The sequence below is a fragment of the Streptacidiphilus cavernicola genome (genome assembly GCF_042510955.1).
In the GTDB taxonomy this organism is placed as follows: domain Bacteria; phylum Actinomycetota; class Actinomycetes; order Streptomycetales; family Streptomycetaceae; genus Streptacidiphilus; species Streptacidiphilus cavernicola.
This window is the reverse complement of record NZ_JBHFAB010000026.1, coordinates 16,269-28,992: the sequence shown is the minus strand read 5'-3', so window position 1 is coordinate 28,992 and position 12,724 is coordinate 16,269. Positions and strand designations below refer to the sequence as shown.

At 72.3% G+C, this 12,724-nt stretch carries 16 protein-coding genes; 6 read left to right on the top strand and 10 right to left on the bottom strand.

Annotation, left to right across the window (positions count from 1 at the left end):
• Positions 1-39: 39 nt before the first annotated feature.
• The gene (rpmB, locus tag ACEZDE_RS27770; protein ID WP_380541593.1) at positions 40-225 is read left to right on the top strand and encodes a 50S ribosomal protein L28; all 186 of its coding nucleotides are present in this window, start codon (positions 40-42) and stop codon (positions 223-225) included.
• Positions 226-316: 91 nt separating this feature from the next.
• On the opposite strand, the gene thiD is transcribed toward rpmB, so the two are convergent.
• From thiD to ACEZDE_RS27755, 3 genes are all read right to left on the bottom strand, one after another.
• The gene (gene thiD / locus ACEZDE_RS27765) at positions 317-1,120 is read right to left on the bottom strand and encodes a bifunctional hydroxymethylpyrimidine kinase/phosphomethylpyrimidine kinase (RefSeq protein ID WP_380541590.1); all 804 of its coding nucleotides are present in this window, start codon (positions 1,118-1,120) and stop codon (positions 317-319) included.
• Between the two features lie 24 nt (positions 1,121-1,144).
• Positions 1,145-2,170, bottom strand: a complete 1,026-nt coding sequence (locus ACEZDE_RS27760; RefSeq protein WP_380541587.1) for an ATP-dependent 6-phosphofructokinase — start codon at positions 2,168-2,170, stop codon at positions 1,145-1,147.
• A gap of 87 nt (positions 2,171-2,257) precedes the next feature.
• Positions 2,258-3,223, bottom strand: a complete 966-nt coding sequence (locus ACEZDE_RS27755; RefSeq protein WP_380541584.1) for a thiamine-phosphate kinase — start codon at positions 3,221-3,223, stop codon at positions 2,258-2,260.
• A 209-nt stretch (positions 3,224-3,432) separates the two neighbouring features.
• Here ACEZDE_RS27755 and ACEZDE_RS27750 point away from each other — a divergent pair, with 209 nt between their 5' ends.
• Both ACEZDE_RS27750 and ACEZDE_RS27745 read left to right on the top strand, forming a co-directional pair.
• Positions 3,433-3,666: an Lrp/AsnC ligand binding domain-containing protein gene (locus ACEZDE_RS27750; protein ID WP_380541581.1), complete on the top strand. Its 234-nt coding sequence runs from the start codon at positions 3,433-3,435 to the stop codon at positions 3,664-3,666.
• A 19-nt stretch (positions 3,667-3,685) separates the two neighbouring features.
• A complete protein-coding gene (locus tag ACEZDE_RS27745) occupies positions 3,686-4,207 on the top strand; it encodes a DUF3515 family protein (protein WP_380541578.1) in 522 nt (173 codons plus the stop codon).
• 21 nt (positions 4,208-4,228) lie between these two features.
• On the opposite strand, the gene ACEZDE_RS27740 is transcribed toward ACEZDE_RS27745, so the two are convergent.
• The 3 genes from ACEZDE_RS27740 to ACEZDE_RS27730 all read right to left on the bottom strand — a co-directional run bounded on the left by ACEZDE_RS27740 (position 4,229) and on the right by ACEZDE_RS27730 (position 7,273).
• Positions 4,229-5,392: a D-alanine--D-alanine ligase family protein gene (locus ACEZDE_RS27740; RefSeq protein WP_380541575.1), complete on the bottom strand. Its 1,164-nt coding sequence runs from the start codon at positions 5,390-5,392 to the stop codon at positions 4,229-4,231.
• Between the two features lie 100 nt (positions 5,393-5,492).
• Entirely contained in the window at positions 5,493-6,497 is a 1,005-nt protein-coding gene (locus tag ACEZDE_RS27735; RefSeq protein WP_380541572.1) for an NAD(P)H-dependent glycerol-3-phosphate dehydrogenase, read from the bottom strand.
• Positions 6,494-7,273 carry a lysophospholipid acyltransferase family protein gene (locus ACEZDE_RS27730; protein ID WP_380541569.1) on the bottom strand — a complete coding sequence of 260 codons (780 nt, stop codon included), beginning with the start codon at positions 7,271-7,273 and terminating at the stop codon, positions 6,494-6,496. The genes ACEZDE_RS27735 and ACEZDE_RS27730 overlap by 4 nt, the downstream gene beginning before the upstream one ends.
• A 119-nt stretch (positions 7,274-7,392) precedes the next feature.
• Here ACEZDE_RS27730 and cofC point away from each other — a divergent pair, with 119 nt between their 5' ends.
• Entirely contained in the window at positions 7,393-8,028 is a 636-nt protein-coding gene (gene cofC, locus ACEZDE_RS27725; RefSeq protein WP_380541566.1) for a 2-phospho-L-lactate guanylyltransferase, read from the top strand.
• A gap of 46 nt (positions 8,029-8,074) precedes the next feature.
• Positions 8,075-8,278: a hypothetical protein gene (locus tag ACEZDE_RS27720; protein ID WP_380541564.1), complete on the top strand. Its 204-nt coding sequence runs from the start codon at positions 8,075-8,077 to the stop codon at positions 8,276-8,278.
• A gap of 134 nt (positions 8,279-8,412) precedes the next feature.
• On the opposite strand, the gene ACEZDE_RS27715 is transcribed toward ACEZDE_RS27720, so the two are convergent.
• From ACEZDE_RS27715 to leuC, 4 genes are all read right to left on the bottom strand, one after another.
• A complete protein-coding gene (locus tag ACEZDE_RS27715) occupies positions 8,413-9,165 on the bottom strand; it encodes an HU family DNA-binding protein (RefSeq protein WP_380541561.1) in 753 nt (250 codons plus the stop codon).
• A 131-nt stretch (positions 9,166-9,296) separates the two neighbouring features.
• Positions 9,297-9,575, bottom strand: a complete 279-nt coding sequence (locus ACEZDE_RS33780) for an SCO5555 family protein (protein ID WP_449341717.1) — start codon at positions 9,573-9,575, stop codon at positions 9,297-9,299.
• A 181-nt stretch (positions 9,576-9,756) separates the two neighbouring features.
• Entirely contained in the window at positions 9,757-10,353 is a 597-nt protein-coding gene (leuD, locus tag ACEZDE_RS27710) for a 3-isopropylmalate dehydratase small subunit (protein WP_380541558.1), read from the bottom strand.
• Positions 10,354-10,358: 5 nt separating this feature from the next.
• A complete protein-coding gene (leuC, locus tag ACEZDE_RS27705) occupies positions 10,359-11,783 on the bottom strand; it encodes a 3-isopropylmalate dehydratase large subunit (RefSeq protein WP_380541555.1) in 1,425 nt (474 codons plus the stop codon).
• Between the two features lie 159 nt (positions 11,784-11,942).
• Between leuC and ndgR the strand changes: the two genes are divergently transcribed.
• Positions 11,943-12,656 carry an IclR family transcriptional regulator NdgR gene (gene ndgR / locus ACEZDE_RS27700; protein ID WP_030263993.1) on the top strand — a complete coding sequence of 238 codons (714 nt, stop codon included), beginning with the start codon at positions 11,943-11,945 and terminating at the stop codon, positions 12,654-12,656.
• The last annotated feature ends 68 nt before the right edge of the window (positions 12,657-12,724 follow it).

Sequence of the window (12,724 nt, the reverse complement as noted above, 5' to 3'; positions counted from 1 at the left end):
GTCAACGTAAGTGCATCTGAAGTCTTTGGAGTGACTCCCGTGGCTGCCAACTGCGACGTCTGCGGCAAGGGGCCGGGCTTCGGCAACAGTATTTCCCACTCGCACCGCCGTACCCGTCGTCGTTGGAACCCCAACATCCAGACGGTGCGCGCGACGATCGGGCGTACGCCGAAGCGGCTCAACGTCTGCACCTCGTGCATCAAGGCCGGCAAGGTGTCGCGCTGACGCGGCCACCTAGCTCAGGCTTCCAGGAGCCCGGTCCACCTCTCGGTGGGCCGGGCTTCTGTCTTGCCCCGGGGCCTGCCCGGTCCCGGGCCTAGCGGAAGCGCCAGCCGTGGTCGACCGGGCCGATGCCCGCGCCGAGCGCGAAGCCGGCCGCGATGGCGCCGGTGATGTACTCCTTGGCCGCGGCGACGGCCTCCGGCACCGGCAGGCCCAGCGCCAGTTCCGCGGCGATCGCGCTGGCCAGGGTGCAGCCGGTGCCGTGGGTGTGCCGGTTGTCGTGGCGCGGGGCGCGGAACCAGTGCTCGGCGCCGTCCGGACCGCGCAGCAGGTCGGCGGCCTCGCCGTCCAGGTGGCCGCCCTTGATCAGCGCCCAGGCCGGGCCCAGGTCCTGCAGCGCCCGCGCCGCGTCGGGCATCTCGCTCTCCCGGGTCACCAACCGTCCGGTGAGCTGCTCGACCTCGTGCAGATTGGGCGTGGCCACGGTGGCGACCGGCAGCAGCCGGTCCCGCAGCACCGAGACCGCGGAGGCGGCGAGCAGCGCGTCCCCGTGCTTGGACACCCCGACCGGGTCGACCACCACCGGGACCGGGACCGGGCCGAGCAGTTCGGCGACCGTCTCCACCAGCTCGGCCGAGGCCAGCATCCCGGTCTTCACCGCCTGCACGCCGATGTCGTCGACGACGCTGCGGAACTGGGCCCTGACCGCCTCGGCGGGCAGCTCCCAGTAGCCCTGGACGCCGAGCGAGTTCTGCGCGGTGACCGCGGCGATCACGCTCATCCCGTGCACGCCGAGGGCGAGCATGGTCTTCAGGTCGGCCTGGATGCCCGCGCCGCCGCCGGAGTCGGAGCCGGCGACGGTGAGCACCCGGGGCGGGGCGATGGTGGAGGTCGACATGGCCACCAACCTATCGGTCGGCGCTCAGAGCACCGCCTCGGCCTCGATCCAGCGCTCCTCGGGGACGGTCTTCAGCCGGGTCACCGCGTCCACGATCGGCACCATCCGGATCTCGGTGCCGCACAGCGCGGTCATATGGCCGTAGGCGCCCTTGTGGACGGCCTCCACGGCGTGCCAGCCGAACCGGGTGGCGAGCACCCGGTCCTGCGCGGTGGGCGTCCCGCCGCGCTGCACATGGCCCAGGATCACCGGCTTGGACTCCTTGCCGAGCCACTGGGCGATCTCCCCGGCCAGCCGGGTGCCGATGCCGCCGAAGGTCTGGTGGCCGAAGGCGTCAGCCTCGCCGTGGGCGAAGCGCATGGTGCCGGGGAGCGGGGCGGCGCCCTCGGCGACCGCGACGATGGCGAACTTCTTGCCGCGGGAGAAGCGCTCCTCGACCATCCGGCAGACCTCCTCGATGTCGAAGGGCCGTTCCGGGATGAGGATGCCGTGCGCGCCCCCGGCCATCCCGGCGTGCAGGGTGATCCAGCCGGTGTGCCTGCCCATGAGTTCGACCACCATCACCCGTTGGTGTGACTCAGCGGTGGTCTTCAGCCGGTCGATGGCCTCGGTGGCGACATGGACGGCGGTGTCGTGGCCGAAGGTGACGTCGGTGGCGTCGATGTCGTTGTCGATGGTCTTGGGGACGGCGACGACCGGCAGTCCGGCGTCGCTGAACAGCTGGGCGGCGGTCAGCGTGCCCTCGCCGCCGATGGCGACCAGCGCGTCGATGCCGAGGTTCTCGGCCAGTTCGGCGGACCGGGCGACGCCCTCCCGCATCCGGTCCCGCTCCACCCGGGCCGAGCCGAGGACGGTGCCGCCGCGGGTGAGAATGCCGTGCACGTCGTCCAGGGCGAGCGGGCGGCCCCGGCCCTCGATCAGGCCGAGGAAGCCGTCCTCGATGCCGACCACGGTGTCGCCGTGGTCGGCGACCGCGCGGTGCACCACCGAGCGGATCACCGCGTTGAGTCCGGGACAGTCGCCGCCGCTGGTCAGCACACCGATTCGCATGGCCCAAGCCTATGCAGAAGCACTGCCGCACGCCGGTTCGTCCAACCCCTGACACGGCCGCAGGCCCGCCGTCGGCGGAGCCCCGGTTCAGCCGCCGAAGTGGTCCCAGCCGCCCGCGCGGTCCCACCGGGCGCCGTCGACCGTCACCGTCCCGGTGCGGGAGAGCCCGGCCGGGCGGGTGACCTCGCCGACCACCCGCCAGCGCGACGGCAGATGCGTGTCCGGCGGGAAGGTGGCGACCAGGGCGTGGTCCTCGCCGCCGGAGAGCACCCAGGTCAGTGGGTCGACGCCGACCGCCTGGCCGATGTCGGCCATCTGCGCCGGGATGTCGAAGTCGGCCGCGCGCAGGTCGATGTGGACGTTGCTGGCCTCGGCGACATGGCCCAGGTCGGCCACCAGGCCGTCGCTGACGTCGATCATCGAGGTGGCGCCGAGCCGCGCGGCGGCCGGGCCGGCGTGGTACGGCGGCTCCGGGCGGCGGTGCGCCTCGACGAAGGCCCGCGGCGAGCGGAAGCCGCGGGAGAGCACGGTGAACCCGGCCGCGGACCAGCCGAGCCAGCCGGTCACCGCCACCAGGTCGCCGGGACGGGCCGCCGAGCGGGTCACCGCGGCGCGGCCCTGCAGGTCGCCGAGTGCGGTGATGGCGACGGTGATGGTGTCGCCGCGGACCACGTCGCCGCCGACCACGGCGGCCCCGGCGACCTGGCACTCGTCCCTGATGCCGTCCATCAGCTCCAGCACCCAGGTGGCGGGCAGTTCGGCCGGGGCGACCAGGCCGAGCAGCAGCGCGGTCGGCACCGCGCCCATCGCGGCGATGTCGGCGAGGTTCTGCGCGGCGGACTTGCGGCCCACGTCGTAGGCGGTGGACCAGTCCCGGCGGAAGTGCCGCCCCTCCAGCAGGACGTCGGTGCTGGCGACCACCCGGCCGTCCGGCGCGGAGACCACGGCGGCGTCGTCACCGGGGCCGAGTTCCACGGCCGCGGTGCGCGGCAGCCGGGAGGTCAGCTCGCGGATCAGTCCGAACTCGCCGAGTTCGCCGACGGTGCCCTGCATGAGTGTCCTTCCGGCCTTCCGGCATCACCAGCCGACATCACCAGCAATGCCAACTTTCACGCGCAGCGTACGCCCTCGGCCCGTACGCTACGGGTCCCCCTCGCTGCTCGGGCGCGAATCAGGCGCCCCGCGGGGGATTGTGGGGCGCCCAACCGGGGAACCAAAGCCCTCGCACGATCTCCGTACCCGAGCCGCCGGGAGGTCCCACCGTGGTCCAGGCCTACATCCTCATCCAGACCGAAGTCGGAAAAGCGACCGCTGTCAGTCAAGTGATCGGCGATATCGCCGGAGTGATCCGGGCCGAGGACGTCACCGGGCCCTATGACGTGATCGTCCGGGCCGAAGGGGAGACCGTCGACGACCTCACCCGGCTGGTGCTGGGCCGGATCCACCAGGTGGAGGGCATCACCCGAACCCTGACCTGCCCGGTGGTCCATCTGTAGCGGCGTCTACCATCGCCGGGTGACCCCGACTCCCGCACGCCACGCCCTGCTGTCCGCCGCCGCCCTGGCCGCGGCGCTGCTGCTGGCCGCCTGCTCGGGCGGCTCGGTGCGGGTCGCCGCCCCGGCGACGACCGGCGCCGCCGGGAAGCAGTGCGCGGCGCTGAAGGCGGCGCTGCCGGCCACCCTGGACGGCAAGAAGCGCCGCGGCACCAGCCCGGCCGCCGCCACCGCCGCCGCCTGGGGCGACCCGGCGATCGTGCTGCGCTGCGGGGTGCCTCAGCCGGACGTGCTGGACCCGCACTCCCCCGCGTACGACCCGCACATGGACTCCCACGACGCCGAGGAGGTCAACGGCGTCTGCTGGACCTCGGAGCCGGTCGACGGCGGCGGCTTCCGCTACACCACGCTGCAGCAGCAGGCCTACGTCGAGGTGACCGTCCCGGGCGCGTACGCGCACCTGCAGTCGCCGATCGGCGGCCTGGCCGGGCCGATCCAGCGGACCGACCCGGTCGACCGGAGCCGGCCGTTCAGCTGCGACTAGCCGCTCGGCGGGCCGGCCGGGCTAGCGCAGCCCGGTGCTGCGGCGCAGCGCGGCCTGGATCAGCCGGTCGATCAGCTCCGGGTAGGGGACTCCGGTGGCCTCCCACATCCGCGGGTAGGCCGAGATCGGGGTGAAGCCGGGCATGGTGTTGATCTCGTTGACCACGAACGAGCCGTCCGGCTGCAGGAAGACGTCCACCCGGGCCAGGCCCTCGCAGGCCAGCGCCTCGAACACGTCGACCGCGAGGGCGCGCAGCCGCTCGGTCTCGTCCCCGGTCAGGTCGGCCGGGATCTGCACATCGCTGGAGTCGATGTACTTGGCCTCGAAGTCGTAGAAGTCGTAGCCCGCGCCGACCAGCACCTCGGCCGGCAGGCTGGCCCGTGGCCCGTCCTCGAACTCCAGGACGCCGCATTCGAGTTCACGCCCGGTCAGGCCGGCCTCGACGATCAGCTTGGGGTCGTGCCGGCGGGCCTCCTCGATCGCCGCGTCCAGCAGCGCCGGGTCGGAGACCTTGGTGATGCCCATACTGGAGCCCGCGCGGGCCGGCTTCACGAACACCGGGAAGCCCAACTCGGCGATCCTGGCCCGGACCTCGGCGCGACGCGGCTCGTCGGCCCACTCCCGCGGGCGGACCACGGTGTACGGGCCGACCGGAAGGCCGAAGGACTGGAGCACCCGCTTGGTGTACTCCTTGTCCATGCCGACCGCGCTGGAGAGCACCCCGGAGCCGACGTACGGCACCCCGGTCAGCTCCAGCAGGCCCTGGACGGTGCCGTCCTCGCCCCAGGGGCCGTGCAGCAGCGGCAGCACCACGTCGACCTCGCCGAGGGCCTTGGGCACCGAGCCCGGCTCGGTGTAGACGACCTCGCCCCGGGCCACCGGGTTCATCGGCAGGGTGACCTGGCCTTCGGCGGACTCGGCGATGTCCTCGACGCTGGGCAGCCGCCCGTCGGTGATCGCCATCCGGGACGGCTCGTCGGCGGTGAGCGCCCAGCGGCCGTCGGTGGTGATGCCGATCGGCAGCACCTCGTAGGCACTGCGGTCGATCGCCCGCAGCACGCTTCCGGCGGTGGACACGGAGATGGCGTGCTCGGAGCTGCGACCGCCGAAGACGATCGCCACACGCGGCTTGCTGGCTGCGGCGGGAGCGGCAGCCGGGACTGGGGAGAAGGGCTCAGTGCTCATATCCCCATGGAGACTACCGTTCGGGTGTTTCGGTTGCCGCACGGGGCGCATTCGGCCGAACCGGCGCGCCCCCGGCCGGACCGGCCGAACCGACGGCGCCTCAGCGGCGTTCGGGCTTCGCCGAACGGGACATCAGTTCCTTGACCGCCACCAGCGGCGGCTTCCCGCCGTGCACGATGTCCACCACGGTCTCGGTGATCGGCATGTCCACCCCGTGCCGCCGGGCCAGGTCGAGCACCGACTCGCAGGACGTGACGCCCTCGGCGGTCTGCTTGGTGGCGGCGATGGTCTCGGCCAGCGTCATCCCCCGGCCGAGGTTCACCCCGAAGGTGTGGTTCCTGGACAGCGGCGAGGAGCAGGTCGCCACCAGGTCGCCCATCCCGGCCAGACCGGCGAAGGTGTACGGGTCGGCGCCCATCGCCAGGCCCAGCCTGGTGGTCTCGGCCAGGCCGCGGGTGATCAGCGAGGCCTTGGTGTTGTCGCCCAGGCGCATCCCGTCGGCGATGCCGACCGCGAGCCCGATCACGTTCTTGACCGCGCCGCCCAGCTCGCAGCCGACCACGTCGGTGTTGGTGTAGGGGCGGAAGTAGCCGGTCTGGCAGGCCGCCTGGAGCCGCTTGGCGACCGCCTCGTCCTCGCAGGCCACCACGCTCGCGGCGGGCTGCCTGCGGACGATCTCCGGGGCCAGGTTGGGCCCTGAGACCACCGCGATCCGCTCCGGCCCCGCGCCGGTGACCTCGGCGATGACCTCGCTCATCAGCTTGACGCTGCCGAGCTCGACCCCCTTCATCATGCTGACCAGCACCGTGCTCCGGTCGATGGCCCCGCTCCAGGCCTCCAGGTTGGCCCGCAGCGTCTGCGAGGGCACCGCCAGCACCGCGAACTCCGCGCCCGCGGCGGCCTCGGCCGGGTCGCTGGTCGCGGTCACCCCGGGCGGCAGTTCCAGGTCGGGGAAGTAGTCCGGGTTCCGTCGGGTCCTGTTGATGGTCGCGGTCAGCTCGGGACGGCGTCCCCAGAGCGAGACCTCGCAGCCCGCGTCGGCAAGGATCATGGCGAAAGCCGTTCCCCAGGACCCGGTTCCGAACACGGCGCAACGGGTCGTCACCGACCGGCCTCCCTCTCCCGGCGCTGCTCGGTCGCGGCGCGCTGCACGTCGTAGCGTACGGGGGGCGCCTTCTCGCCGCGCAACTCCTCCAGCAGGGCGGTGATCGCGGCCATGATCACGTCGGTGGCCTCGCGCAGCACCGGGCCGGTGATCGGCTTGTCGGCGAAGGCGCTGAGGTCGACCGGCGGTCCCGCCTTGACCTGCACGGTGTGCCGGGGGAACGGCTGGAACCTGCGGTCGCCCTTCCCGCCCTTGGCGTAGCGGGGGATGATCTCGTGCGCGCCCCACTGCGCGATCGGGATCACCGGCGCCCCGGTCATCAGCGCGACCCTGGCCGCGCCGGTCTTGGCGTTCATCGGCCACAGGTCGGGGTCCCGAGTGAGCGTGCCCTCGGGGTAGAAGGCGACGCACTCGCCGTTGTTCACCGCCGCCACCGCGGCCCGGAAGGCGTGGGCGGCGTCGGAGGAGCCCCGGTACACCGGGATCTGGCCCGCGCCGTGCAGGATCCGGCCGATCACCGGGACCTTGAACAGCCCGGCCTTGCCGAGGAACCGGGCCGGGCGGCCGGAGTCGTACTGGAAGTGGCCGTAGACCAGCGGGTCCAGGTAGGAGTTGTGGTTGATCACGGTCAGGAAGCCGCCGGACTCCGGCAGGTTCTCCGTCCCGCTCCAGTCGCGCTTGGTCAGCAGGAACAGCGGCGGCTTGCCGATGGCCGCCGCGAGGCGGTACCAGAAGCCGTATCCGCGACGGTCCGCCTTCGTACTCCTGCCTGGCACGCGCACTCCTCCTTGCACACATCTCACCTGGTCCGAACCGTACAAGTGTCTCCCGGGCCCGGACGCACTGTCGAGGCACCCCCGCCGAGGGGTTCGCGGAGGGGGCAGAATGACGTCCCGTGAGCCTTCCCCGCTGGACCCTGCTGGTACCGCTGAAGCCGCTGGCGGAGGCCAAGAGCCGCCTCGCCGGGGCGGCCGGAGCCCTCCGGCCGGAGCTGGCACTGGCGTTCGCGCAGGACACCGTAGTCGCCGCGCTGGCCTGTGCGGAAGTGGCGCGGGTGCTGGTGGTCACCGACGACCGCGCGGCGGCGGCGGAACTGGCGGCGCTGGGCGCGGAGCCGGTCCAGGACCGGCCGGGGGCGGGCCTCAACGCGGCGCTGGCGCACGGCGCCGAGGTGGCCAGGGCCCGCTACGGCGCCGGACGGGTGGCGGCGATGTCGGCCGACCTGCCCGCGCTGCGGCCGTCCGAGCTGGAACGGGTGCTGCTGGCCGCCGCGGCGCACCCGCGGGCGTTCCTGGCCGACACCCAGCGGATCGGCACCACGCTGCTCGCCGCCGCGGCCGGGTCGGCGCTGGGCCCGCGCTTCGAGGGCGGCTCCCGGCTGCGCCACGCGGCCTCCGGCGCGCACGAGCTGGCCCTGGACGACGTCCCCTCGGTCCGCAGGGACGTGGACACCCCGGACGACCTCCGCGCGGCGCTCGCGCTCGGCACCGGGCCGCGGACCGCCGCGCTGGCCGGCCTGGTGGCCCCGTAGCGGCCCGGTGGCGGGCCGAGCCGCCGGCAGGCCCTAGCCTGGGCGCATGCAGGCCACCGCGTTCACGTACTCCCCCGAGACCCGCAGCGGCTCGGTGCTGCTCGACGACGGCACCCCGCTGCCCTTCGACGCCGCCGCGTTCGACGCGGGCGGGCTGCGGCTGCTGCGCCCCGGCCAGCGGGTGCGGATCGAGACCGCGGGGGACGGCGCGGAGCGCCGGGTGCTCCTGGTGACCCTGCAGACCTTCTGATCCGGGGCCGACCGATCCGGAAGAGGACGAACGGGCCGGGTGCCGGGAGAGCTCCCGGCACCCGGCCCGTTCGCCAGCGCCCTGCGGGTGGTGCGGTCCTGCGGGTGGTGCGGTCCTGCGGTGCCTACGGCGGGTCAGGCCTTCTTGGCGGTGGCCCGCTTGGCCGGAGCCTTCTTGGCGACCGCGGTCTTCTTCACGGCCGTGACGGCCTTCTTGGCGGCCGGACGGGTCGAGGCGGTGACCGTCTTCTTCGCCGGGGACTTGGCCGCGGCCGAGGTCTTCTTGGCGGTGGTCTTCTTGGCGGTGCTCTTGACCGCCGTGGTGGCGGCCTTCTTGGCCGGAGCCCGCTTGGCAGCGGCGGTCTTGGCCGTCGTCTTCTTGGCCGCGGCCTTCTTCACCGGCGACGTGGCGGTCTTCTTCACCGCGGCGGCAGCGGTGGTCTTCTTCGCCGCCGCCTTCTTGACCGTGGCCGTGGCCTTCTTGACCGTGGTCTTCTTCGCGGCGGCCTTCTTCGCGGCCGGGGAGCCGGCCGGGGCCGCCATCCCGCTCTTGCCGGGGGTGAGCGAGCCCTTGGGGGCCTTCTTCACCGACGGGCCGGTCTTCGGCAGCTTCTTGGAGCCGCTGACCAGGTCCTTGAAGCCCTGCCCCGGACGGAACCGCGGGACCGCCGTCTTCTTGACCTTGACCCGCTCCCCGGTCTGGGGGTTGCGGGCGAACCGCGCTGAGCGGTCGACCTTCTCAAAGGTGCCGAAACCCGTGACCGATACCCGGTCTCCGGCGGTCACGGCACGGACGATGGTGTCGAGCACAGCGTCCACTGCCTCTGCGGCGGCCCTGCGGCCACCCAGCTGCTCGGCCACCGCTTCAACAAGCTGCGCCTTGTTCACGTCTTCCCCTTCGGAAACCCATGCCCGGACGATTCTGTTTCGATCCGGGCTTTTCGCACGTTAGGCATGTATATGCGGCAATTCAAATACCAAACGTCCGAATCACCCTTGTGTCGCAATGGATTCGGCTTTCAGTGCGCCTTCGACGGAGGGTGGTCCCCACCGTCGAGGCGGTCCACGAAAATCGCCAACCTCCTTGCTGCTTCCGGGAGATCGCGTTTCGCCGCCTCGGTTACCAGGAGCAACGAACGGGTCAGCGAGGCCCGGGTAGCGGCCGACACGTCCAGCGCACGCACTCGGGCGTGCGCCTCCTTCAGCCGTGCGGCCACAAGCGCGTAGAGCTCGACCTCCGTAGGCTCCCCGGGCTCCCCCGAGGGGGGTGCGGGAGGCGGAGGAAGAGTCGGGCTCATGTACTGATTGTGCCATCTGCGGTGAGTTGCACCCTCCGCACACTTCCCTCGACCTTACACAGAGTCACATCGGGAATGACAGCGGCCCCCCTCCCAGGTCCTCTGACCGGGCGGGGGGCCGTGGGCGGAACGGTTGGTGACGCTCTCTCAACCGTGTCCGCGGGGGCTTTTCGTCGTTCTCTCAGGCAACCGGCTGCGTGCTCGGCTTGAAGGCCGGGCGGCGCGCCTCGTAGGCGGCGATCTCCGCGTCCTGGGACAGCGTGATGCTGATGTCGTCCAGGCCGTTGAGCAGCCGCCAGCGCACGTTCTCGTCCAACTCGAAGGAGGCGGTGACGCCGTCGGCGCGCACCTCGCGGGCCTCCAGGTCGACCGTGATCTCGGTGCTCGGGTCGGCCTCGACCAGGGCCCAGATCCGCTCCACCGTCTCGACCGGCAGGATCACCGTGAGCAGGCCGTTCTTCAGCGAGTTGCCCCGGAAGATGTCGGCGAAGCGGGAGGAGACGACGACCCGGAAGCCGTAGTTCTCCAGCGCCCAGACCGCGTGCTCGCGGGACGAGCCGGTGCCGAACTCGGGCCCGGCGACCAGGATGGACGCGCCCGCGTACTGCGGCTGGTTGAGGACGAAGTCCGCGTCCTTGCGCCAGGCCTCGAACAGGCCGTCCTCAAAACCGGTGCGGGTGACCTTCTTCAGCCAGTGCGCCGGGATGATCTGGTCGGTGTCGACGTTGCTGCGGCGCAGCGGGACGGCCCGGCCGGTGTGGGTGGTGAACTTCTCCATGGTGCTCAGACCTCCACGGTCGTACGGGCGGTCGACAGGTCGGCGGGCGAGGCCAGACGGCCCAGCACCGCGGTGGCGGCGGCCACCTGCGGGGAGACCAGGTGGGTGCGTCCGCCCTTGCCCTGCCGTCCCTCGAAGTTGCGGTTGGAGGTGGAGGCGCAGCGCTCCTGCGGGGCCAGCTGGTCCGGGTTCATGCCCAGGCACATCGAGCAGCCCGCGTGCCGCCACTCGGCGCCGGCGGCGGTGAAGACCTTGTCCAGGCCCTCGTCGATCGCCTGCAGGGCGACCCGGACCGAGCCGGGGACGACCAGCATCCGTACCCCGTCGGCGACCTTGCGGCCCTCGACGATCGCGGCGGCGGCGCGCAGGTCCTCGATCCGGCCGTTGGTGCAGGAGCCGACGAACACCGCGTCCACCTGGACCTCGCGGAGCGGGGTGCCGGCGGTCAGGCCCATGTAGCGCAGCGCGTTCTCGGCGGCGATGCGCTCCTGCGGGTCCTCGAAGGAGGCCGGGTCGGGCACGTTCGCACTCAGCGGGGCGCCCTGGCCGGGGTTGGTGCCCCAGGTCACGAACGGGGTCAGCGCGTTGGCGTCGATGAAGACCTCGGCGTCGAAGACCGCGTCCTCGTCGGTGCCCAGGGTCTTCCAGTAGGCCACCGCGTCGTCCCAGTCGCCGCCCTTGGGCGCGTGGTCGCGGCCCTCCAGGTAGTCGAAGGTGGTCTGGTCCGGCGCGATCATGCCCGCGCGGGCGCCGGCCTCGATCGACATGTTGCAGATGGTCATCCGTGCCTCCATGGAGAGGCTGCGGATCGCCGAGCCGCGGTACTCCAGGACGTAGCCCTGGCCGCCGCCGGTACCGATCTGGGTGATGATCGCCAGCACCAGGTCCTTGGCGGTCACGCCCTCCTGCAGCTCGCCCTCGACCGTGATCGCCATGGTCTTGAACGGGGCCAGCGGCAGCGTCTGGGTGGCCAGCACGTGCTCGACCTGGCTGGTGCCGATGCCGAACGCCAGCGCGCCGAACGCGCCGTGGGTGGAGGTGTGCGAGTCGCCGCAGACCACCGTGGTCCCGGGCTGGGTCAGGCCCAGCTGCGGGCCGACCACGTGCACCACGCCCTGCTCGACGTCGCCCAGCGAGTGCAGCCGTACGCCGAACTCGGCGCAGTTGGCGCGCAGCGTCTCCAGCTGGACCCGGGAGACCGGGTCCGCGATCGGCTTGTCGATGTCCAGGGTGGGGGTGTTGTGGTCCTCGGTGGCGATCGTCAGATCGGTCCTGCGGACCTTGCGCCCGGCCAGCCGCAGGCCGTCGAACGCCTGCGGGCTGGTCACCTCGTGCAGCAGGTGCAGATCGATGAAGAGGAGGTCCGGCTCGCCCTCGGCGCGCCTGACGACATGGTCGTCCCAGACCTTCTCCGCGAGTGTGCGTCCCATCACAATCCCTCCGACCGGCAACTATGTCGGTCTACGTGTCGTTTTGGCCGCCTCCGGACGGCGTCTTGCGGCGACGTCATCGGGCTGCACAGCCAAGAGTGGCGCAGATCCCAGAAGATTGAACTTGCGTCTCGCGATCTGAGACTGCAATATCAGCGCATGGACAACTCTAGTGGCGTCGGCGTTCTCGACAAGGCTGCTCTGGTGCTGAGCGCGCTGGAGTCAGGCCCCGCGACCCTGGCCGGACTGGTGGCCGCCACCGGTCTCGCGCGGCCCACCGCGCACCGACTGGCCGTCGCGTTGGAACACCACCGACTCGTGACCCGTGACATGCAGGGCCGTTTCATCCTCGGCCCCCGACTCTCCGAACTCTCCGCCGCGGCGGGCGAGGACCGCCTGCTGGCGACCGCGGGACCGGTGCTGACGCACCTGCGCGACGTCACCGGCGAGAGCGCCCAGCTCTACCGCCGCCAGGGCGATCTGCGGATCTGCGTGGCCGCCGCCGAGCGCCTTTCCGGGCTCCGCGACACCGTGCCGGTCGGCAGCACCCTGCCGATGAAGGCCGGTTCCGCCGCGCAGGTGCTGCTCGCCTGGGAGGAGCCGGAGCGGCTGCACCGCGGCCTGCAGGGGGCCCGGTTCACCGCGACCGCGCTGTCCGGCGTCCGGCGGCGCGGCTGGGCCCAGTCCATCGGCGAGCGCGAGCCCGGGGTGGCCTCGGTCTCGGCGCCGGTCCGCGGCCCGTCCAACCGGGTGGTGGCGGCGGTCTCGGTCTCCGGACCGATCGAGCGGCTCTCCCGGCACCCGGGACGGCTGCACGCCCAGGCCATCATCGAGGCCGCGGGCAGACTGACCGAGGCCCTGCGGAGAGCCTGAGAAACCGACCACTCACGACCACGAGGGCCCGTCCGGCTGCGGACGGGCCCTCAATCACGTCTGCCGCT